A 21,874-nucleotide genomic window follows, 5' to 3' on the forward strand; every position below is an offset into this window, starting at 1 on the left:
CTGTAACCTGCCGCCGCGCTCAGCCCGCGAGACCGCGCGCGAGATCGTTGCGCAGGTCGCCCGCGTTTTCCAGGCCGACCGCGAGGCGGATCAGCCCTTCGGTGATCCCCGCGGCCGCACGCGCTTCCGGCGTGATGCGGGCATGCGTCGTCGTCGCCGGATGCGTGATCGTCGTGCGCGTGTCACCGAGGTTGCCGGTGATCGAGATCAGCTTCGTGCTGTCGATCACGCGCCACGCATTCGCGCGCTGCTGCTCCGGCGTGTCGCCCTTCAGCTCGAACGACACGATCGCGCCGCCCGCCTTCTGCTGGCGCTTCGCGAGTTCGTGCTGCGGATGCGATTCGAGCCCGGGATAAAACACGCGCGCGACGGCCGGATGCGAATCGAGCCAGCGCGCGATTTCCAGCGCGTTCGCCGACTGCTTCTCGACGCGCAGCGACAGCGTCTCCATCCCCTTCAGCAGCACCCACGCGTTGAACGCCGACAGCGTCGGCCCCGCGCTGCGCACGAACGGGAACACCTTGCCCATGATGAATTCCTTCGAGCCGACCAGCGCGCCGCCGAGCACGCGGCCCTGCCCGTCGAGGAACTTCGTCGCCGAGTGCATCACGACGTCCGCGCCGAGTTTCAGCGGCTGCTGCAGCACCGGGCTGCAGAAACAGTTGTCGACGACGAACAGCGCGTTCGCGGCCTTCGCGATCTTGCCGATCGCCTCGATATCGGCGAGTTCGGTCAACGGGTTCGACGGCGTTTCGAGGAAGAACATCTTCGTCTCGGGCCGCACCGCTTCCTGCCATGCGTTCAGGTCGGTCGGATCGACGAAGGTCGTCGTGATGCCGAACTTGCTGAAGATCTGCGAGAACATCCCGAGCGTCGAGCCGAACAGGCTGCGCGAGCTGACGAGGTGATCGCCCGCCTGCAGGGCGGACATCACGACCGACATGATCGCGGCCATGCCCGACGCCGTCGCGATGCAGGCCTCGCCGCCTTCGAGCGCGGCGAGACGATCCTGGAACATGGTGACGGTCGGGTTCGTGAAGCGCGAATAGGTGAAATAGTCTTCCGAATTCGCGAAGCGCTCGGCCGCCTCGGCCGCGCTCGTGAAGCAGAAGCTCGACGTGAGGAACAGCGCTTCCGAATGCTCGTTGAAGTTGCTGCGCAACGTGCCCGCGCGCACGGCGAGCGTGTCGAAGTTGAGGGAGTCGTCCATGTTCCGTTTTCCGTATTCGAGGGTCGCGCCGCAGGTCATGCTTCGGGCGCGAACCCAGCCACAAAATCAGGCCAAAACAAAAAGCCCGCTATGCGTCGGCATCAGCGGGCTTCGGTGCGGTACGACAGCGATCGACTCGGGCCGGCTGCCGCCGGCCTTCGCTTTAGCTGTTTTGGGAAGTCGCCCCGCGTCCGCAAGCTGAATCAAATCGACGCACGGCGACATCCTATCACGCTTCGTCGGAAGCGTGCGGCTGCATCACTCGACCGACAGTTGCAGGTTCATCTGCGAACGCGCGGCATCGCCGGCCGTGTCGCGATCAGCCTGCGACGCCGGTGCGAGACGCGCGCGCTCGATCGCATCGAGGTACTCGGGCGTCACGGCGCCGGTGATGTAGTTGCCGTCGAAGCACGACGCCTCGAATTGCTCGAGCTTCGGGTTGATGTCGCGCACCGCGCGGCGCAGGTCGTCGACGTCCTGGTAGATCAGGTGGTCGGCGCCGATGATCTTCGCGACTTCCTCGTCGGTGCGGCCGTGGGCAACCAGCTCGCCGCGCGTCGGCATGTCGATGCCGTACACGTTCGGGAACTTCACGGGCGGTGCCGCCGACGCGAAGATCACCGACTTCGCGCCCGCATCGCGCGCCATCTGCACGATCTCGTGCGAGGTCGTGCCGCGCACGATCGAGTCGTCGACGATCAGCACGTTCTTGTCCTTGAACTCGATGCTCATCGCATTGAGCTTCTGGCGCACCGACTTCTTGCGCACGGCCTGGCCCGGCATGATGAAGGTGCGGCCGACGTAGCGGTTCTTGAAGAAGCCTTCGCGATACTCGACGCCGAGCTTCGCGGCGACCTGCATCGCGGCCGGACGCGACGAGTCGGGAATCGGCATCACGACGTCGATCGGCACGTTCGGCAGCTCGCGCTTGATCTTCTCGGCGAGGTAGTCGCCCATGCGCAGGCGCACGTTGTAGACGGGCACGCCGTCGAGGCACGAATCCGGACGCGCGAGATACACGTATTCGAACATGCACGGATTCAGCGTCGGGTTCTCCGCGCACTGCTGGCTGTGGAAGTTGCCGGCCTTGTCGATGAAGATCGCTTCGCCCGGCTGCACGTCGCGCACGAATTCGAACCCGATGCCTTCGACCGCCACCGACTCAGACGCCACCATCCACTCGGTGCCGTGTTCGGTCTCGAGCTTGCCGATGCAGAGCGGGCGAATGCCGAACGGATCGCGGAACGCGAGCAGGCCGTAGCCGGCGATCAGTGACACGATCGCGTACGAGCCCTGCAGGCGGCGATGCACGCCCGCGACCGCCTTGAACACCGCGGCCGGATCGAGCTCCAGGCCCGTCGTCGACAGCTGCAGCTCGTGCGCGAACACGTTGAGCAGCACTTCGCTGTCGGAATTGGTGTTGATGTGCCGGCGGTCGATCCGGAACATCTCGTCCTTCAGCTGTTCCCAGTTCGTCAGGTTGCCGTTGTGCGCGAGGATGATCCCGAACGGCGCGTTCACGTAGAACGGCTGCGCCTCGGCTTCGCTCGACGCCGAGCCGGCCGTCGGATAACGGACCTGGCCGATGCCGAAGGTGCCGGGCAGGCTGCGCATGTTGCGCGTGCGGAACACGTCGCGCACCATGCCGTTCGCCTTGTACATGTGGAAATTGCTGCCATCCGCCGTCGCGATGCCCGCTGCGTCCTGACCGCGATGCTGCAGCAGCAGCAGGCTGTCATAGATCAGCTGATTGACCGGGGATTGGGAGATAACGCCTACGATGCCGCACATGGCATGTCCTTCAGAATGACAAAATCGGTTCCGTCCTGCCCGGCCGCGTCGTCACACGCGTACGTACTGGGCCATGCCGTCGGGCAGGAGCTGCTTCAGCTCATGCACGCCCTGTTCGGCGAAAGGACGCAATAGCGCATTGCGCCAGAAATCCTGTTTGGGCAATTCGGTCAGCCCGGCCGCCGCGACCAGCAGCACCACCAGCACGCAGCCGCGGACGAGCCCGAACATCATGCCCAGCGAGCGATCGACTCCGCCGAGGCCCGTCGCCTGCGCGATCCGCGACAACAGCGCGTTCGCGACACCCGCGACGAACACCACGCCGATCACGATCAGCGCGAACGCCAGCACCCACTGTGTCAGCGCACCGCCCGGCCAGTTCGCCGGGATATATGGCACCACCAGTCCGACATAGCGGGCCGCGATCGCAATCGCCGCGATCCAGCCGATCAGCCCGAAAATCTCCGAGACGAAACCGCGCCACGCGCCACGCAGCGCGGACAACGCGATCACCGCCAATACAGCGTAGTCGAAAGCCGTCAGCATCGCACGTTACTGCGTGAGTCCGGCTTCGCGCACCTTCGCAATCGCGGCGGACGCCGCCGCGCGATCCGCGAACGGGCCGGCACGCAGCAGTGTAGCCGTGCTGCCGTCCGCCTGCTTGCGATGCTCGACATATGCGGGCACCCCCGCCGATTTCAACTTGGTGGCCCACGAACGGGCCGTCGTGTCGTCCTTGAACGAACCGAGCTGCACCGCGAAGCGCGCACCGGCCGACGATGCGTCGCCGCCGTCGGCCGCTGCATCGGCGTTCGCGACCGTCGCGGGCGCCGGCTTCGGCGCGGGTGCGGCCGTGGCCGGCTTCGCAGCGGGCTTCGGCGGCGTCACATTCGCCGTGGCCGTCGGGGCCGTGGTATCGGGCTTCGCGGCCGGCTTGGCCGCATCCTTGGCCGCCGGCGCGGGCACGGCCGCCACGGCGACATCGGATGCCGGCGGCTCGTCATGCGCGACGCCCGCCTGCACGTCGGACGCGTCGTCGTCGCGCGGCGCGACCGCCTGATGCGCGGGCCGGTTCGGGATGTCGATCGCGATGTCGTCCGTCACCGGCTTCGGGTGCGAATCGAGCACCATCGGCAGCACGATCACCGCGGCGACGACGAGCGCGATCGCGCCGACGAGACGCCGGCGGGCGCGTTGCTTTTCTGGAAGGGTCGGATCGAGGAGCAGTGCGTCCGATTCCGGACGCTCGGTGCGGCGCGTGCGTCGCTCGACGCGTTCAGTGCGCTCCGTGCGCACGTTCCGGGAGGCCCCGGTACGACCGCCGCGCCGCGGGGGCGCGTCGTCGTCTTTCTTGCCGAACGAGAAAATTCCCATGAATGGCTGAGTCCGAAACTGCCCGTCAGTCAGTGTTGCTGCGATTTCCGGTAGGCCATCACACCTGCCACCGTATGGAAACTGCCGAAAACCACGATTCTATCATTCTCGGATGCTCTTTTTAGTGCATCGCGAAACGCTTCGGCGGGCGACGCGAACCGCGTCACGCTCGAATCGGCCCCCTCCTCCACGCCAACCTTGCGCAGCGCGGCTTCGAGCTGCTCCGCGCTCGCCGCGCGCGGCAGCGGCAGATCGGTCACGCACCAGTGGTCGACCTCGCCCTTCAGATGCCGCAACACGCCGTCGATGTCCTTGTCGTGCATCGCACCGAACACCGCGTACGTGTACGGGAAGAAGCCCATGTTGCCGAGATTTTGCTCGAGCACGGCCGCCGCATGCGGGTTGTGCGCGACGTCCAGCACGATCGCCGGCTTGCCGGGCAGCACCTGGAAGCGGCCCGGCAGCTCGACGTTGGCGAGCCCGAGCCGGATGTCCTGCGCGGACACCGGCAGCACCGGGCGCAGCGCCTCGAGCGCGGCCAGCGCGGCCGATGCATTGATCAGCTGATTCGCACCGCGCAGCGCCGGATACGCGAGCGCCGGGTAGCGCTTCTCGCGACCGAGATAGCTCCACTGCTGGCGCTCCGCGCCTGCCTGCGCCTCGTAGCGGAAATCGCGGCCGACGAGCCACAGGTCGGCGCCGATCGCTTCGGCGTGATCGATCAGCGTTTGCGGCGCGGCCGGATCGCCGCAGATCGCCGGCTTGCCGGCACGGAAGATCCCCGCCTTCTCGAAGGCGATCTTCTCGCGCGTGTCGCCGAGGTATTCGGTGTGATCGATGTCGATGCTCGTGACGATCGCGCAATCGGTATCGATGATGTTGACCGCATCGAGCCGGCCGCCGAGGCCGACTTCGAGGATCACCGCGTCGAGCCCGCGCGACGCGAACAGGTGCAGGATCGCGAGCGTCGTGAATTCGAAGTACGTGAGGGACACGGGCTCGGGCAGCGACGTGCGCGCCGCCTCGACGGCTTCGAAGTGCGGCAGCAGCTCGGCGTCGCTGACCTGCTGGCCGTTCACGCGCGCGCGCTCGCCGAATTCGAGCAGGTGCGGCGACGTATGGCAGCCGACCTTGTAGCCCGCGCGCACGAGGATCGTCTCGAGGAACGCGCAGGTCGAGCCCTTGCCGTTCGTGCCGCCGACGGTGATGACGGGGCACGCGAATTCGAGCTGCAGCGCCGCCTTGACCTGCCCGATGCGGGTCAGGCCCATGTCGATGCCGACCGGGTGCGCGCGTTCGAGATGCGAAAGCCACGCGTCGAGAGTGGGAAAAGTGCTCATCGGATCAAATCTGGATCGGGGACCGCCACTACGCCAAAAAACGAAGCGCGCCGCCTGACGCTGAAGCCAGGCGACGCGCAGTGTTCACAACCTCGCGCCGATCAGGCCAGCGCGTCGGCCGGTTGCCGCTGCAGCAGCGCGAGCAATTGCGCGATCTCGTCGCGCATCTTGCGGCGGTCGACGATCATGTCGATCGCGCCCGTCTTCAGCAGGAATTCCGCGCGCTGGAAGCCTTCCGGCAGTTTCTCGCGAACCGTCTGCTCGATCACGCGCGGGCCGGCGAAGCCGATCAGCGCCTTCGGCTCGGCGATCACGACGTCGCCGAGGAATGCGAAGCTCGCCGACACGCCGCCCATCGTCGGGTCGGTCAGCACCGAGATGAACGGCAGCTTGGCTTCTGCCAGCTTGGTCAGCATCGCGGTGGTCTTGGCCATCTGCATCAGCGACAGCAGGCTTTCCTGCATCCGTGCGCCGCCCGACGCCGTGAAGCAGATGAACGGCACTTGCTGCTCCAGCGCATTCTGCGCGCCGCGCGCGAAACGCTCGCCGACGACCGAGCCCATCGAGCCGCCCATGAACGAAAACTCGAAGCAGGCAGCGACGACGGGCAGCGTATGGATCGCGCCGCCCATCACGACCATCGCGTCGGTCTCGCCCGTTTCGTCCATCGCTTCCTTCAGACGATCGGGGTACTTGCGGCTGTCCTTGAACTTCAGCGAGTCGACCGGCACGATTTCCTGGCCGATTTCATAGCGGCCTTCCGGATCGAGCAGCCCGTCGAGACGCTCGCGCGCACCGATGCGCATGTGGTGATCGCACTTCGGGCACACGTGCAGGTTCGCGTCCACGTCGTTGCGGTACAGCACGGCCTCGCAGGACGGGCACTTGACCCACAGGCCTTCCGGAATGCCCTTGCGGCTTTTCGGGTCGGTCTGCTTGATCTTCGGCGGCAACAGTTTGTCGAGCCAGCTCATCGTATGGTTTCCTGTTCCGTGGCGGGGCGGGCCGACCGGCCCGTTCCCGCTTCCTGTGTTGTGTTTATCGCGCCGTCTTGCCGGCGCCGTCCAGGGCGGCGCGCAGCTCGGCGATGAAAGTCTTCAGCGCGGCGACGGCGCCTTCCGGCGCGGCGCTCTCGAGCAGTTGCACCAGCCGGCTGCCGATCACGACGGCGTCCGACACTTCGGCCACCGCGCGCGCCGTTTCGGCGTCGCGGATGCCGAAGCCGACGCCCACCGGAACCGGCACGCGCGACTTGATGGCCGGGATTTTACCCGCAATGCTCGAAACATCCAGATTTCCGGCGCCGGTCACGCCCTTGAGCGACACGTAGTACACGTAGCCGCTCGCGATCTTGCCCACGTCGGCGATGCGTTCGTCGGTCGACGTCGGCGCGAGCAGGAAGATCGGATCGATCTGCGCGGCGCGCATTTTCTCGGCGAACACGCCCGCTTCCTCGGGCGGATAGTCGACGACGAGCACGCCGTCGACGCCGGCCGCCTGCGCCTCGGTCGCGAACGTGTCGACGCCCATCCGCTCGATCGGGTTCGCATAACCCATCAGCACGACGGGGGTTTTCTGGTCGGTCTCGCGGAAGCGCTTCACGTCGGCGAGCACGCTCTTGAGCGTGACGCCGCGCGCGAGCGCACGCTCCGACGAGCGCTGGATCACCGGGCCGTCGGCCATCGGGTCCGAGAACGGCACGCCGAGCTCGATGACGTCGGCGCCGCCTTCGGCGAGCGCGTGCATGAATTCGACGGTTTTCGCGGGATCGGGGTCGCCGGCCGTGATGAACGGGATCAGGCCCTTGCGGCCTTGTTCGGCGAGTGCGGCGAAGGTCTGCTGGATACGATTCATGGCAATTTTCCTTTGTCGACCGGAGTTAGCGCTTCAGCGCTTACTCCGGTCCCATGCAAAGCAGCGATCGGCACAGCGGCGGCGCGACTCACGCGCACGCCGGCGTGGCGAGCGCGTTCACGCGCTCGTGCGCGATCGCGCAATAACTTTCGTTGATCTCGTAGCCGACGAAGTCGCGCCCCTGCCGTGCGCAGGCCACCGCGGTCGTGCCGCTGCCCATGAACGGATCGAGCACGCGGCCGCCCGGCGGGCAGCTTGCGAGCACCATCCGCTCGATGATTTCCAGCGGCTTCTGGGTCGGATGATCGACGCGCTCCGCGTGCTGCCGGTGCAGGCGCGAGACCGACCAGACGTCCTTCGGGTTGTAGCCCATCTCCAGCCACTTGCTGCCTTCGAACAGCTTGCGCGAGCGGGCCTTCTTCGTGTCGGCGTCGTACGGGATGCGGACCGGATCGAGATCGAAGTAATACGCCTTGGAAACCGCGAAAAAGCCGATGTTGTCGTGCACCGACGTGAAACGGCGCGTCGTGCCGCCCATGCTCGGCACGCGCCGGTCCCAGATGATCTCGTTGACCATCGTGAGCTTCGTCTTCAGGAAGCTGAAGATTTCCGGCGCGTACTGCCACGTGCAGAAGATGTACATCGACCCGCTCGGCTTGAGCTTCGGGATCGCGAGTTCGAGCCACTCGCGCGTCCACGCGAGAAAATCGTCGCCCGAGCGCTTGTCCGAGTCGTTGCCATAGTCCTTGCCGAGCCCGTACGGCGGATCGGCGACGATCAGGTCGATCGACGCATCCGGCAGGCGCGCGGCTTCGGACATGAAATCGCGGTTGTGCAGCTCGATCCCGGACGGCAACGCGCACGGCACGGCGACGGCAGACTGCACCGCCTCCGCTTCGCTCGCGGCGCCGCCGCCCGGTTGTTCGATCAGGTCACGCATCGGTCGGGGTCAGAGCGCGATGCCCGATCGCTCGGCGACCGTGTGCATGTCCTTGTCGCCGCGGCCCGACAGGTTGACGAGCAGGATCTTGTCCTTGGACAACGTCGGCGCGAGCTTCACGGCGTACGCGATCGCGTGACTCGACTCGAGCGCGGGGATGATCCCCTCGATCCTGCAGCAGTCGTGGAACGCCTTCAGTGCCTCTTCGTCGGTGATGCCGACATACTGCGCGCGGCCGCTGTCCTTCAGCCATGCGTGCTCGGGACCGACGCCCGGATAGTCGAGCCCGGCCGATACCGAATGCGTCTCGATGATCTGGCCGTTGTCGTCCTGCAGCAGGTACGTGCGGTTGCCGTGCAGCACGCCGGGGCTGCCGGCGATCAGCGACGCCGCGTGACGGCCCGTGTCGAGGCCATCGCCGGCCGCTTCGACGCCGATCAGCTGCACCGACGTGTCGTCGATGTACGGATAGAAGATGCCCATCGCGTTCGAGCCGCCGCCGACGCACGCAATCACCGCGTCCGGCTGCCGGCCGGCGAGTTCCGGCATCTGCACCTTGCACTCGTCGCCGATCACGCGCTGGAAGTCGCGCACCATCGCCGGATACGGGTGCGGGCCCGCGACCGTGCCGATGATGTAGAACGTGCTTTCGATGTTCGTGACCCAGTCGCGCATCGCTTCGTTCAGCGCGTCCTTCAACGTGCGCGAACCCGATTCGACCGGCACGACCGTCGCGCCAAGCAGCTTCATCCGGTAGACGTTCGCGGCCTGGCGGCGCACGTCCTCGGCGCCCATGTAGACGATGCACTCCATCCCGAAGCGCGCGCAGATCGTCGCCGTCGCGACGCCGTGCTGGCCGGCGCCCGTCTCGGCGATCACGCGCTTCTTGCCCATCCGCTTCGCGAGCAGCGCCTGGCCGATGACGTTGTTGATCTTGTGCGCACCGGTGTGGTTCAGGTCCTCGCGCTTCAGGTAGATCTGCGCGCCGCCGAGCATCTCGCTCCAGCGCTGCGCGTGATAGATCGGCGACGGACGACCGACGAAATACTTCAGTTCCCGCTCGTACTCGGCGACGAAATCGGGGTCATGACGGAATTTTTCATACGCCGCGCGCAGTTCGTCCAGCGCGTGAATCAGCGTTTCGGCGACGAACACGCCGCCGTACGGGCCGAAGTGGCCGTGATCATCAGGAAGGTTGTACATGGTGTCACTCTCGATCGGTCGGCGCGCCCCGCTGTCGGGGCCGCACCGGCTTGCATCACCCGGCGTCCGCTTCGCGCACCGCGCGTACGAACGCCGCCATCCGGGCGTGATCCTTCACGCCCTTCGCGCCGTCCACTTCGATGCCGCTCGAGACATCGACAGCAAACGGACGCAACTGGCGGATCGCATCACCGACGTTTTGCGCGTTCAAGCCACCACTCAAAACGGCCCGATGCGCGAGCTCTGCGGGAATAAGTGACCAATCGAAGACCTTGCCGCTACCGCCGTAGTCCGGCACCAGGGTGTCGAACAGGAGGCCGCGCGCTTTCGAATAATGAAGAGCCGATTCTACCAAATCGGCCGGCTGCGTCGAGGGGCCGACGCGCACCGCGCGCAACCACGGCAGGCGCGCCGCGCGGCCGAGGGCGTCGCACTGCGCGGGCGTCTCGTCGCCGTGGAATTGCAGCATCGTGAGCGGCACGTCGCGCACGACCGCGTCGATCTCGGCTTCGGTCGCGTTCACGAACAGTCCGACCACCGACACGAACGGCGGGGCGAGGCGTGCAAGCTCGGCTGCCTGCGCGATCGACACCGCGCGCGGGCTCTTCGGATAGAACACGAGGCCGATCGCGTCGGCGCCGAGCGCGGCGGCGTGCAGCACGTCCTCGGGCCGCGACAGGCCGCACAGCTTGATGCGCGTACGCGGTGCGAGGCCACCCGCGGCGGGAGTCGAAGAAGACACGGCGTGATTCGTCATGGTTGTGGGTCCAGGTCGGCCCAGACGCTGCTCCACGGCACGCTGCCGAGCTGCGCGGGCGGGACGGCGAATTCCGCCGGGTAGCCGACATGGGCGAGGTACAGCCCGTCGGCCATGAACGTGGGCGCGGCGAGATTGCGGTCGCGCCCGGCCAGCACGTCGGCGAGCCAGTCCGCCGGGTAGCGGCCGCGGCCGACTGCGACGAGGCAGCCCATCAGGTTGCGCACCATGTGGTGAAGGAACGCGTTCGCGCGGAAGCGGAAATGAATGAAGTGGCCCGCACGCCGCACGTCGATCTGGTACAGGTGTTTGACCGGCGTTTTCGACTGGCATTCCGACGACCGGAACGACGAGAAGTCATGCTCGCCGATCAGGTGCGCGGCGGCGGCGCGCATGGCGTCGTCGTCGAGCGGCGTGTGGATCCAGCCCGCCCGGCCAGCCAGCATCGGCGAGCGCACGGGATGTACGTACAGCGCGTAGTAGTAGGTGCGTTCGAACGCCGAGAAACGCGCATGGAACGTGTCCGGCATCGGCTTCGCCCACTGCACGGAAACGGTCGGCGGCAGGAACGCGTTGGTACCGCGCACCCACGAGAAATCCGCGCGGTCGAGGTCCGTGTCGAAATGCGCGACCTGCCCGAGCCCGTGCACGCCCGTATCGGTCCGTCCCGCGACCGTCGTATGCAACGGCACGCACGCGAATTCGCCGAGCGCGCGCTCGAGCGCGTCCTGCACGGTCTTGCCGTGCGGCTGCGCCTGCCAGCCACAGAACGCGGCGCCGTCGTACTGAATCCCCAGCGCGATCCGCATCACGCCTCGTCCGCCAGTTTCGCGAGCAGCGCGCGCGCATCGTCGCGCGTCGCGGCGTCGTTCGCATCGACGACTTCCTGCAGCAGCGTGCGCGCGCCGGATAGGTCGCCCAGCTCGACGTACTCGGATGCGAGATCCAGCTTGTTGCGCGCGATGCGCGCAAGCTCCTCCGGTGTCAGCGCGGGCAGCACGGCGCCCGGCGCGGACGGCAGGTCGAGATCGAAATCCAGTTTCAACGCACCGAACTGCGCGCCGCCGAGCGGCGGCAGCGACGACGGCGCGGATGCGCCACCCGCGTGCGGCGCGGGCGTTGCCGCATCCGGATCCCAGTCGAACTCGTCGTCCTGGTCGGCCGGGTGTTCCGGTGCCGGATCGTTCGCACCAACGGGCGGGTGCGACGCGGGTTGACCGTTAGTTGCGATTCGATCGCTTTCGGCTTGATCTTCCGGGGCGGCCGGCTCTTCCGCCGTACGCGGCGGCAGCGGCATGTCGAGGCTGTTCAGCGCGCTGATCGCGTTCTGCATCAGCGCCGCGTGCTGCGCGTCGTGCGTCGCCGGCGCGGCAGGTGCTTCGATCGGCTCACCCGGGGGCGTCTCCGCGATGGGCTGCGCGTCGTGCGGTGCCGCCTCTGCAGCGCCCGCCAGCGCGGCAGGCGCTTGCTTTTGATCGTCTTGCGTCGTTGCCGCTTCCGGCGACGAAGGCACGTCGAGATCGCGCGTTTCGGCCACCTCTGCCGCTACCGCGGCGGCCGAAACGAGATTCACATCGGCGGCTGCGTCGCGTGCGACCGGCGTCTCGGGAAGAATCGGCGGCACGGGTTCGACGGACGACGAGGCGCTGGTATCCGAAGCAGCCGCCCCGCCGGATTCCGGAGTGAGCGCATCGGCGCGCTGCGCTTTCCGGCGCTTGCGCCAAGCAAACCCGGCCGCGAGAACGACCACGGCCGCGCCGGCCGCCGCGGCCGGGCGCCAGTCGATCTGTTCGGAACCACGCACGGACGGCGTCGCCACCACGGGCACGGCCGGCTGCACAGATGCCGATGCCGGCTGCGCCGCACTGGCGGCCACGCCGGACGCCGCCTCGCTCGCGGCGGGCGACGACGCGGCAGCAGATGCGCCGTCATTCGCAGCGGGACGGGGGGCAGCAGGCGCCGGCGCGGGTGCAACGTTGTTCGTCGCGGCCGGCTTGCCAATGCCGTGTTTCTGCAGCTCCATCAGCACGCGGTTCTTCAGCGCGAGCAGTTGCTGCAGGCTCGACGGCCGCGGCTGCGATGCGCCCGCGATGGGTGCTGCCGCGGACGGTTCGTGCATGCCTTGAGCCGGGCCGCCCTGCGCGGGCGGGATGGCGGCATCGCTCGCGGACGACGGGGTCGCGGACTGAATCGCGCCGCTCCACACGTGCGGCCCGCTCGCACCGGCCGCAGGCGCGGCCGGCTGAACCGGTTCGACCGTCGACGCGCCATGCGCGGCGGATGCTGCGGACGCGCCGGTCGAAGCCGACACCCCTGCCGCGACCGCCGCCGCGACGCTTGCACCGCTGACCGGTGCCGCGTGCGCAGCCGGTGCGGCCGGCGCCGTTTGCGCGGCCGACCCCGGATGCGGCGCGGACGCACCATGCTGCCCAGCCGCGACCGTACCCGACGCGGCGGCCACCGCGGATACTGCCGATGCACCGGAAGCACCGGCCGCCGCGAGTGCCGCGCCCGTCGCGTCGAGCGCCGGCACCGTCAGCGTCGCGCCGACTTTCAGGCGGCTCGGATCGCGCTTCATGAACGCCTGCGGGTTGGCGTCGAACAATGCGCGTCCGGCGCGCGCGAGCACGCCCGGATCGTGCGACTGCGTGGCCGCCTTCGCGAGATCGTTCAACGACTGGCCCGGCTGGACCGTCACGGTAAGCGGCGCGGGACCGCCTGCGGCGGAAGCCGGCAGTTCGACGGCGCCGGTCGCCCAGGCCGACGCGGCCGCGCCGAGTGCCAGGATCGCCAGCGCGCCACGCACGGCGCGCGACAGACGGGACTGACGCGGAAACAAGGAAATTCGGGACATCGTAGACTCAATCGCCGCGCGCGGGCGCGGCTCGGATTCGCGTAGGGAAGCGTCAATAAAATCGCCGCAGAAATGCAAAAGCGTCGCGCAGAACGCGACGCTTTTGGCGACTCCGCGCGTCGTAACCGCATAGTTTACTTCACGCGATCGGGTTCCGGCCGAATTCGTCGCCGGCGGATGCGGCCGTCCATGCCGGTGCATCGGCGCGACCGTTACCCGCACCGCGCCGCCGGCGCGCGAATCGCGCGACGGCCACGCCGATCCTCACCATCAATCGCGCACGGCAGTTTTATCAAAAATGGATCATCAATCAATGAAAATTGTGGCAACCGCATCGCCCCCGACATGAATTCATGTCCGTATGGATCGCGTCCCGTCCCGCTCACAAGCGTCTCGGAGTTTTCGCGCGTATGCCGCGGCGCCAACCAATAAAAAAAACGCCTGCCGCCCCGCGAAGGGCTGGCAGGCGTTTCGCGGGGCGCGCCGACGGGGCACGCGCGGCGCAGCCCGATTCTTACTTGTCGAGCAGGATGCGCAGCATGCGGCGCAGCGGCTCGGCCGCGCCCCACAGCAGCTGGTCGCCGACCGTGAACGCCGACAGGTATTCGCCACCCATCGCGAGCTTGCGCAGACGACCGACCGGCACCGTCAGCGTGCCGGTGATCTTCGCCGGCGACAGGTCGCGCATCGACGCTTCGCGCTCGTTCGGCACGACCTTCACCCAGTCGTTCGCCGACGCGAGGATGCCGTTGATTTCGTCCAGCGGGACGTCCTTCTTCAGCTTGATCGTCAGCGCCTGCGAGTGGCAGCGCATCGCGCCGATCCGCACGCACAGCCCGTCGACCGGGATCGAACCCGGCTCGCCCATGGCCGGCTTGCCGAGGATCTTGTTGGTTTCCGCGCCGCCCTTCCACTCTTCCTTCGACATCCCGTTGCCGAGATCCTTGTCGATCCACGGAATCAGCGAACCCGCGAGCGGTACGCCGAACTGGCTCGTCGGCATTGCATCGCTGTTCATCGTCGCGAGCACGCGGCGGTCGATGTCGAGAATCGCGGAAGCCGGATCGGCGAGCTGTTCCTGCACCGAACCGTGCAGCGCGCCCATCTGCGACAGCAGTTCACGCATGTTCTGCGCGCCCGCGCCCGATGCGGCCTGGTAGGTCATCGCCGTCATCCAGTCGACGAGGTTCTCGCGGAACAGGCCGCCGAGCGCCATCAGCATCAGGCTGACCGTGCAATTGCCGCCGACGAAGTTCTTCGTGCCCTTGACGAGCGCGTCCTTGATCACGTCGAGGTTGACCGGATCGAGGATGATGACCGCGTCGTCCTGCATCCGCAGCGACGAGGCCGCGTCGATCCAGTAGCCGTTCCAGCCGGCCGCGCGCAGCTTCGGGAACACGTCGTTCGTATAGTCGCCGCCCTGGCACGTGATGATCACGTCGCACTTCTTCAGCTCGTCGACGTTGGTCGCGTCCTTGAGCGTAGTCTCGTTTTTCGCGAACGACGGCGCCTTGCCGCCCGTATTGCTGGTGCTGAAAAACACCGGCTCGATCAGGTCGAAATCACCTTCTTCCTGCATGCGCTGCATCAGCACGCTGCCGACCATGCCGCGCCAACCTACGAGACCTACGTTCATGACTAACCCTTTGAATGGAGCTTCCCCGCCATTTCCGCCCCCGGCGTGACCGCGCGGGGAAACAGGCGGGCACGACGGACGATCAGCGTTTAATGATCGTTTTCGTGGTAATGGTTTTCGTGATGACGATGGCGCGCGTACCCACACGGGCAGTGTTGCCGTGGAGTTTCAGGACCGGGGAGATCAGGGAAATCAGCGCCATCGTTCGAGTCTACACAAAGCCGGTTGGCCGCACAACGGCCAACCACGCGCGAACCGGCCGATTTCGCGGCCCGTTCGCGCCCTTTCCACAATTCACTGCATTACTGCATTGCCGTGCGCGTTACAGCGCAGCGACCACCGCGTCGCCCATCGCCGCCGTGCCGACCTGCTTGCAACCCGGCGTCGCGATATCGCCCGTGCGATAGCCTTGTTCGAGCACCGTTTTCACCGCGCGCTCGATGCGATCGGCCTGCTCCGCGCGATTCAGCGAGTAGCGCAGCAGCATCGCGGCCGACAGGATCGTCGCCAGCGGGTTCGCGATGCCCTTGCCCGCGATGTCCGGCGCCGAACCGTGCGACGGCTCGTACAGGCCCTTGTTGTTCTTGTCGAGCGACGCCGACGGCAGCATGCCGATCGAGCCCGTCAGCATCGACGCTTCATCCGACAGGATGTCGCCGAACATGTTGCCGGTCACGATCACGTCGAACTGCTTCGGCGCCTTCGCGAGCTGCATCGCCGCGTTGTCGACGTACATGTGCGACAGCTCGACGTCAGCGTATTCCTTCGACACGTCGATCATGATGTCGCGCCAGAACTGCGACGTTTCGAGCACGTTCGACTTGTCGACCGACAGCAACTTCTTCGCGCGCTTTCGCGCGGCCTGGAACGCGACGTGCGCAATGCGGCGCACTTCCGGTTCCGAATAGCGCATCGTGTCGAAGCCTTCGCGCTCGCCGGCGAACGGGCCGTCGGGAGCAGCGCGCACGCCGCGCGGCTGGCCGAAGTAGATGTCGCCGTTGAGTTCGCGCACGATCAGGATGTCGAGGCCCGCGACCAGCTCGGGCTTCAGCGGCGACGCGTCGACGAGTTGCGGATAGCAGATCGCCGGACGGAAGTTCGCGAACAGCTCGAGATGCTTGCGCAGCCCGAGGATCGCCTGCTCGGGGCGCAACGCGCGCTCGAGCGAGTCGTACTTCCAGTCGCCGACCGCGCCGAACAGGATCGCGTCGGCTTCCCTCGCGAGTTTCAGCGTCGCGTCCGGCAGCGGATGGCCGCTCGCCTCGTAGCCCGCGCCGCCGACCGGCGCCTGTTCGAGTTCGAACTTCTCGTCGAGGGCGTTCAGCACCTTGACCGCTTCGTTGACGATTTCCGGACCGATGCCGTCGCCGGGCAGCACTGCAATCTTCATGCGTTATTCCTGACTGGGTAGGTATGAATGGCAGGTCGGCGAGCGCGCCTCATGCGCGCGCCCGCCCGGAGGCAATCTCAGCCGACCAGCTTGTTGTTGAGCCACGGCTGCTTCGCGAGCCGCTCGGCTTCGAACTGGCGGATCTTGTCCGCGTGACGCAGCGTCAGGCCGATGTCGTCGAAACCGTTCACCAGGCAGTACTTGCGGAACGCGGTGATGTCGAACGCATACTCGCGGCCGTCGCCCGTGCGCACGACCTGCGCGTCGAGGTCGATCGTCAGCTGATAGCCGTTGAACGCGTACGTCTCGTTGAACAGGTGATCAACCTGCTGCTCGGTCAGCACGATCGGCAGCAGCCCGTTCTTGTAGCAGTTGTTGAAGAAAATATCGGCGAAGCTCGGCGCGATGATCGCGCGGAAGCCGTACTGCTGCAGCGCCCACGGCGCGTGCTCGCGCGAGCTGCCGCAGCCGAAGTTCTTGCGTGCGAGCAGCACCGATGCGCCCTGGTAGCGCGGCTGGTTCAGCACGAAATCCGGGTTCAGCGGGCGCTTCGAGTTGTCCTGGCCCGGCTCGCCGTGATCGAGGTAACGCCATTCGTCGAACGCGTTCGGACCGAAGCCCGTGCGCTTGATCGACTTCAGGAACTGCTTCGGGATGATCGCGTCGGTGTCGACGTTCTCGCGATCGAGCGGCGCCACGACGCCGGTATGCACATTGAATTTTTCCATGATCCGTCTATCCGGTTGAGGGCCGGCATTCAGCCGGCGCACATCGACAAATTCTCGGCGGATGTCACTCCGCGGCGCGCTGCAGCGCGTTGCCGGCGGCATTGACGTCCTGGCCGAAGCCTCGGACGGTATTGCAGCCCGCAAGGCCAAAGCCCAGCCCCGCGAGCGCCAGCGCGGCAACCAGCCGCGCGATGAGCTTCGATGCCGTCACGCGTTACCCCAGCTTGCGAATGTCGACGAAATGGCCTTCGATCGCCGCCGCCGCCGCCATCGCGGGGCTCACCAGGTGCGTGCGGCCGCCCGCGCCTTGCCGACCTTCGAAATTGCGGTTCGACGTCGATGCGCAGCGCTCGCCCGGATCGAGCCGGTCGGCGTTCATCGCGAGGCACATCGAGCAGCCCGGCTCGCGCCATTCGAAGCCCGCATCCGTGAACACCTTGTCGAGGCCTTCGCGCTCGGCCTGCGCCTTCACGAGGCCCGAGCCCGGCACGACCATCGCGAGGCGCACGTTCGACGCGATGCGGCGATTCAGCTTCTTCACGACGTACGCGGCCGCGCGGATGTCCTCGATGCGCGCGTTCGTGCACGAACCGATGAAGATCTTGTCGACCTTGATCGACTCGATGGGCGTGTTCGGCTCGAGCGCCATGTAAGCCAGCGCGCGTTCCATCGCGTCGCGCTTGACCGGATCCTTCTCGCGCTCGGGATCGGGCACGCGACCGTCGATCGACGTGACCATTTCCGGCGACGTGCCCCACGTGACCTGCGGGACGATCTCGGCCGCGTTCAGCTCGACGACGCGGTCGAACTGCGCGCCTTCATCGGACTTGAATTCGCGCCAGTACTCGACGGCCTGATCCCATTCCGCGCCGGTCGGCACGAACGGACGGCCCTTCAGGTAGTCGATCGTCGTGTCGTCGACGGCGACCATGCCCGCGCGTGCGCCGGCTTCGATCGCCATGTTGCAGACGGTCATCCGGCCTTCCATCGTCAGCGCACGGATCGTCGAGCCGCCGAATTCGATCGCGTAGCCCGTGCCGCCGGCCGTGCCGATCTTGCCGATGATCGCGAGCACGATGTCCTTCGCGGTACACCCGCGCGGCAGGGCACCCTCGACCTTCACGAGCATGTTCTTGCTCTTTTTCTGCAGCAAGGTTTGCGTCGCGAGCACGTGCTCAACTTCCGACGTGCCGATGCCGTGCGCGAGCGCGCCGAATGCGCCGTGCGTCGACGTGTGCGAATCGCCGCAGACGATCGTCATGCCCGGCAGCGTCGCGCCCTGCTCCGGCCCGATGATGTGCACGATGCCCTGGCGTACGTCGTTCATCTTGAACTGCGTGATGCCGAAGGCGTCGCAGTTCGCGTCGAGCGTGTCGACCTGCAGCTTCGAGACCGGATCGGCAATGCCGTGGCTGCGATCCGTGGTCGGGACGTTGTGGTCCGACACGGCCAGGTTCGCGCTGATGCGCCACACCGGGCGGTGCGCGACGTTCAGCCCTTCGAACGCCTGCGGGCTCGTGACTTCGTGCAGCAGCTGACGGTCGATGTAGAGCAATGCCGTGCCGTCGTCCTCGGTGTGGACGACGTGGGTATTCCACAGTTTGTCGTAGAGAGTCTGTGCCATGGGTATGCGGGGTCGTTGTGACTACAAGCCTTGCGGATGCGGTCGATTATGCCACGCAGAACGCGCCACGGCGCAGGCCAGACGCGAAAAAACCCATTAAAAACAGTGATTTGGCTGGTAGTGCCAATACCTGTATCGGCATTACCAGCCACACGGCGGCATCGGACGCCGCGACGCCCCGCGCTCGCGATGTTCGCCTCGAGGCCGGTTCCGGCATACGATGGGACGACGTGCATTCGCACGTCCCAACGGTCCCGACCCGGAGCCCACGACGATGAAGCTCGGCATCACCCCATCGCTTGCCCGCCTGGACGACGAAGGCACGCTGTTCACGACGCTGTTTCGCCACGGCACGCTCGACGTCGAGCTGTACCGTCCGCGCGGTGAGGACCTGCAGACGCCGCATACGCGCGACGAGGTCTACGTGATCGCCGCCGGCACGTCCCGCTTCGTCGTCGACGGGCGCGAATGCAGCGTCGCGACGGGCGACGTGTTGTTCGTCCCCGCATTCGCGTCGCACCGTTTCGTCGGTTTCTCCGACGATTTCTCGACCTGGGTGTTCTTCTACGGCCCCGAAGGCGGCGAACGCGACGAGCGCGGTGCGTGACGCGCGGCAAGCACCGCGCTTCCCGCACGATCTCCTAGACTGTCTATTCGCAACGGGCGGCGCGGCCGCCCTCCCCGCCATCACGATGCGCGCATCGCCCGGCGCATCGCCCGGACAGGAGCACGGCATGCAATACGAACTTTATTACTGGCCAGAGATCCAGGGCCGCGGCGAATACGTGCGGCTCGCGCTCGAGGCGGCCGAGGCCGACTATGTCGACGTGGCGCGCGAATCGGGGCGCGGCATGGGCGTATCGGCAATGATGCGGCTGATGGACAGCACGAAGACCGAATGCGTGCCGTTCGCGCCGCCGTTCCTGAAGGCCGGCGATGTGCTCGTCGGACAGACCGCGAACATCCTGCTGTTTCTCGGCGCGCGGCTCGGGCTCGCGCCCGACGACGAAGCCGGACGGCTGTGGGTGCATCAACTCCAGCTGACCGTCGCCGATTTCGTCACCGAGATCCACGACACGCATCACCCGATCGGCAGCGGCCTGTACTACGAGGACCAGAAAGCCGAGGCCGCCGAGCGCGCGGCCGATTTCCTCGCGCACCGCCTGCCGAAGTTCCTCGGCTACTTCGATCGCGTGCTCGAGCAGAATCCGCACAAAGGTGGCTATATCGCCGGCGGCGCGCTCAGTTATGCGGACCTGTCGATCTTCCAGCTGATCGAAGGGCTGCGCTACGCGTTCCCGAAGGCGATGCAGCGCGCGGAGCGCAAGGTCGAGGGGCTCGTCGGCCTGCACGACCGCGTTGCACGGCATCCGCCCGTCGCGCGCTATCTGGCGTCCGCGCGCCGCATCCCGTTCAACGACATGGGGATCTTCCGGCACTATCCGGAGCTGGACCGGTAGCGCCGGACGCCACGTCAGTCGCCGTAGCGATAGCGGCTACGCATCGCGTCGAGCGGATTGCCGTCGGCGAGCGTCCCGCCGAGACTGCGGATCACCGCGCTCGCCGCGTTGATCGCGGTCTGCACCGCGCCCTCGATCCAGCCGCCCGTGAACGAGCAGCAGCAGCCGGCCAGGTAGATGCCTCGGTCCGACGACGGATCGGCGGCCGTCTGGAACTGATAGAACAGCGCCTGCGAGTGAATGTCCTCGCCCGGATAGTTCAACTTGAATGCCCCGAGCGCATAGCGGTCCGACAACCAGTCGTGGCTCGTGACGTTGCGCGCGTAATCGTCGTCGAGCGGACGCAAGTGTGCGGCGAACGCCGGCGAAACAATGCCGATCTCGGCCACGAGACGCTTGAACCGCTCGACCTTGTCGGTGAGCGACAGGATCTTGTGCGAATCGTCCTCCCACGTGTAGCTGATCAGCACGACGCCGTGCGCGTCGGGATCGTCGGGCGCGTAGTCGAGACAGTAGATGCCGCGCGCCAGCGTGTCCGTCTGAATGTTGTGCGGCAGCCCGTGCTTGAGCCAGAACTTGTCGCGGGTCAGCACGAACAGCTTCGACGAGCTGACCATGTGCGTCTCGTTGATCGCGCGAACGACGTCCGGTGCGAACAGGTTCGCGATGCCGGTGATGCCCATGCCGACCTGCATCGCCCGCGTCGTGGTCGCGACGATCACGCGGTCGAATATGTGCGTCGCGCCGTCGTCGAGCGTGAGCGCAAAGGTGTCGTCCGGCTGCTTCGCCACGTGCCGCACGGCCGCATGGACGATGCAATCGCGTACCCGCACGCCGTGCCCGCCATCGTCGAGCAGTCCCTGCGCGAGCGCGAAGATGCCGGCCGGGATAAGCCGCTGGTCGACTTCGAGCTCGTTGACCACGATCCGCAGGATTTCGAGGAACGATGCGCGATAGACCGGCTGGAAGCCGCCCGAGCCGATGCCGAGCGTGCCGAACAGGCGCAGGTCCTCGCCCTTGCGCCAGCGCACGCCGCCTGGCGGCGTCGCGCCCGTGAAGATCTTGACGATCGCCGAGTAGAACGACTCGTCGCCGAATCGGTCGATGTACTGCTGCCAGCCATGCCGCGCGTCGTCGTAGCGATGCGCGCGCAGCAGTGCTGTCAGTTCGGCCGGGGCGGGCAGCTGCGTGCCGTCGTCGAGCCGCACGCCGTCGCGAATGAACGCGCGCCAGCCGCGGTCGACGCGATCGAACAGCGCGGGAGGCGCATCGCCCGCGGGCCAGCGGTACGCACGGCCCTGATAGTGGATCTCGGTGTCGACGATGCCCGGATCGGGAAACGCGGATGCACTGTCGACGCCGAATCGCTCGAGATAGTGGTAGAGCGCGGCCTGCGACGGCGGGAAACGCATCGCGCCCATTTCGGCGAGCAGGTGCGGATGGTCCGGATTGATCGACTGCGACAGCAGGCGCCCGCCCACGCGCGCGCGGTTCGCCTCGAACACGACGACCTGCCGTGCACCCGCGCGCAGCAACTCGCAGGCGGCGACGAGACCGCCGACGCCCGCGCCGACGATCGCGATCCGCGCGTCGCGTGCGCACTGCGCCGGCAGCGTGCCGAGGTGCCCGCCGGTGCGCGACAGGAAGGCGCCGTAGTCGTACAGCGTGTCGATGTACGGCAACGTGTGCGTCAGGAATTCAGGAGCATTCATG

Annotated in this window: 21 protein-coding genes; 2 read left to right on the forward strand and 19 right to left on the reverse strand. The window is 66.9% G+C overall.

Annotated elements, in window-relative coordinates; all coding sequences use genetic code 11:
• Window positions 1-19: 19 nt before the first annotated feature.
• From DIE11_RS27965 to leuC, 18 genes are all read right to left on the reverse strand, one after another.
• On the reverse strand, window positions 20-1,210 hold the full coding sequence (locus tag DIE11_RS27965) for an O-succinylhomoserine sulfhydrylase (protein ID WP_124628480.1): 1,191 nt from the start codon (window positions 1,208-1,210) through the stop codon (window positions 20-22).
• A 258-nt stretch (window positions 1,211-1,468) separates the two neighbouring features.
• The gene (gene purF / locus DIE11_RS27975) at window positions 1,469-3,001 is read right to left on the reverse strand and encodes an amidophosphoribosyltransferase (protein ID WP_059599539.1); all 1,533 of its coding nucleotides are present in this window, start codon (window positions 2,999-3,001) and stop codon (window positions 1,469-1,471) included.
• A gap of 51 nt (window positions 3,002-3,052) precedes the next feature.
• Window positions 3,053-3,547: a CvpA family protein gene (locus DIE11_RS27980; protein ID WP_059524763.1), complete on the reverse strand. Its 495-nt coding sequence runs from the start codon at window positions 3,545-3,547 to the stop codon at window positions 3,053-3,055.
• A 6-nt stretch (window positions 3,548-3,553) separates the two neighbouring features.
• Window positions 3,554-4,375: an SPOR domain-containing protein gene (locus tag DIE11_RS27985; protein WP_124628484.1), complete on the reverse strand. Its 822-nt coding sequence runs from the start codon at window positions 4,373-4,375 to the stop codon at window positions 3,554-3,556.
• A 29-nt stretch (window positions 4,376-4,404) separates the two neighbouring features.
• Window positions 4,405-5,715, reverse strand: coding sequence for a bifunctional tetrahydrofolate synthase/dihydrofolate synthase (gene folC / locus DIE11_RS27990; protein WP_059599541.1), 1,311 nt, complete (start codon window positions 5,713-5,715; stop codon window positions 4,405-4,407).
• Window positions 5,716-5,816: 101 nt separating this feature from the next.
• Window positions 5,817-6,689 (reverse strand): acetyl-CoA carboxylase, carboxyltransferase subunit beta, encoded by an 873-nt coding sequence (accD, locus tag DIE11_RS27995; protein WP_044843820.1) that lies wholly within the window; start codon window positions 6,687-6,689, stop codon window positions 5,817-5,819.
• Window positions 6,690-6,753: 64 nt separating this feature from the next.
• Window positions 6,754-7,569 (reverse strand): tryptophan synthase subunit alpha, encoded by an 816-nt coding sequence (trpA, locus tag DIE11_RS28000; RefSeq protein WP_059599542.1) that lies wholly within the window; start codon window positions 7,567-7,569, stop codon window positions 6,754-6,756.
• A gap of 88 nt (window positions 7,570-7,657) precedes the next feature.
• Window positions 7,658-8,509 carry a site-specific DNA-methyltransferase gene (locus DIE11_RS28005; protein WP_059524755.1) on the reverse strand — a complete coding sequence of 284 codons (852 nt, stop codon included), beginning with the start codon at window positions 8,507-8,509 and terminating at the stop codon, window positions 7,658-7,660.
• Between the two features lie 9 nt (window positions 8,510-8,518).
• On the reverse strand, window positions 8,519-9,712 hold the full coding sequence (gene trpB, locus DIE11_RS28010) for a tryptophan synthase subunit beta (protein WP_059599544.1): 1,194 nt from the start codon (window positions 9,710-9,712) through the stop codon (window positions 8,519-8,521).
• A gap of 55 nt (window positions 9,713-9,767) precedes the next feature.
• Window positions 9,768-10,469 carry a phosphoribosylanthranilate isomerase gene (locus DIE11_RS28015; protein WP_124628486.1) on the reverse strand — a complete coding sequence of 234 codons (702 nt, stop codon included), beginning with the start codon at window positions 10,467-10,469 and terminating at the stop codon, window positions 9,768-9,770.
• A complete protein-coding gene (gene truA / locus DIE11_RS28020) occupies window positions 10,466-11,278 on the reverse strand; it encodes a tRNA pseudouridine(38-40) synthase TruA (protein WP_059599546.1) in 813 nt (270 codons plus the stop codon). Before truA ends, DIE11_RS28015 begins: the two co-directional genes overlap by 4 nt.
• On the reverse strand, window positions 11,278-13,323 hold the full coding sequence (locus tag DIE11_RS28025; RefSeq protein WP_124628488.1) for a FimV/HubP family polar landmark protein: 2,046 nt from the start codon (window positions 13,321-13,323) through the stop codon (window positions 11,278-11,280). Before DIE11_RS28025 ends, truA begins: the two co-directional genes overlap by 1 nt.
• Before the next feature lie 514 nt (window positions 13,324-13,837).
• Window positions 13,838-14,959: an aspartate-semialdehyde dehydrogenase gene (asd, locus tag DIE11_RS28030; protein WP_059466419.1), complete on the reverse strand. Its 1,122-nt coding sequence runs from the start codon at window positions 14,957-14,959 to the stop codon at window positions 13,838-13,840.
• An 82-nt stretch (window positions 14,960-15,041) separates the two neighbouring features.
• Entirely contained in the window at window positions 15,042-15,161 is a 120-nt protein-coding gene (locus tag DIE11_RS37105) for a 3-isopropylmalate dehydrogenase (protein WP_124628490.1), read from the reverse strand.
• Window positions 15,162-15,281: 120 nt separating this feature from the next.
• Window positions 15,282-16,349 carry a 3-isopropylmalate dehydrogenase gene (gene leuB / locus DIE11_RS28040; protein WP_124628492.1) on the reverse strand — a complete coding sequence of 356 codons (1,068 nt, stop codon included), beginning with the start codon at window positions 16,347-16,349 and terminating at the stop codon, window positions 15,282-15,284.
• A 77-nt stretch (window positions 16,350-16,426) separates the two neighbouring features.
• Entirely contained in the window at window positions 16,427-17,077 is a 651-nt protein-coding gene (gene leuD / locus DIE11_RS28045) for a 3-isopropylmalate dehydratase small subunit (protein ID WP_059599548.1), read from the reverse strand.
• Window positions 17,078-17,141: 64 nt separating this feature from the next.
• Entirely contained in the window at window positions 17,142-17,288 is a 147-nt protein-coding gene (locus DIE11_RS28050) for an entericidin A/B family lipoprotein (RefSeq protein WP_059450800.1), read from the reverse strand.
• A 3-nt stretch (window positions 17,289-17,291) separates the two neighbouring features.
• A complete protein-coding gene (leuC, locus tag DIE11_RS28055; protein ID WP_057923944.1) occupies window positions 17,292-18,701 on the reverse strand; it encodes a 3-isopropylmalate dehydratase large subunit in 1,410 nt (469 codons plus the stop codon).
• A gap of 274 nt (window positions 18,702-18,975) precedes the next feature.
• Here leuC and DIE11_RS28060 point away from each other — a divergent pair, with 274 nt between their 5' ends.
• Window positions 18,976-19,308 (forward strand): cupin domain-containing protein, encoded by a 333-nt coding sequence (locus DIE11_RS28060; protein ID WP_124628493.1) that lies wholly within the window; start codon window positions 18,976-18,978, stop codon window positions 19,306-19,308.
• A 127-nt stretch (window positions 19,309-19,435) separates the two neighbouring features.
• A complete protein-coding gene (locus tag DIE11_RS28065) occupies window positions 19,436-20,161 on the forward strand; it encodes a glutathione S-transferase (RefSeq protein WP_124628495.1) in 726 nt (241 codons plus the stop codon).
• A 14-nt stretch (window positions 20,162-20,175) separates the two neighbouring features.
• Here DIE11_RS28065 and DIE11_RS28070 read toward each other — a convergent pair whose 3' ends face one another.
• The gene (locus DIE11_RS28070) at window positions 20,176-21,873 is read right to left on the reverse strand and encodes an NAD(P)/FAD-dependent oxidoreductase (RefSeq protein WP_124628497.1); all 1,698 of its coding nucleotides are present in this window, start codon (window positions 21,871-21,873) and stop codon (window positions 20,176-20,178) included.
• Between the last annotated feature and the right edge of the window lies 1 nt (window position 21,874).

This window comes from Burkholderia sp. Bp9012 (genome assembly GCF_003853825.1).
Lineage (GTDB): Bacteria > Pseudomonadota > Gammaproteobacteria > Burkholderiales > Burkholderiaceae > Burkholderia > Burkholderia diffusa.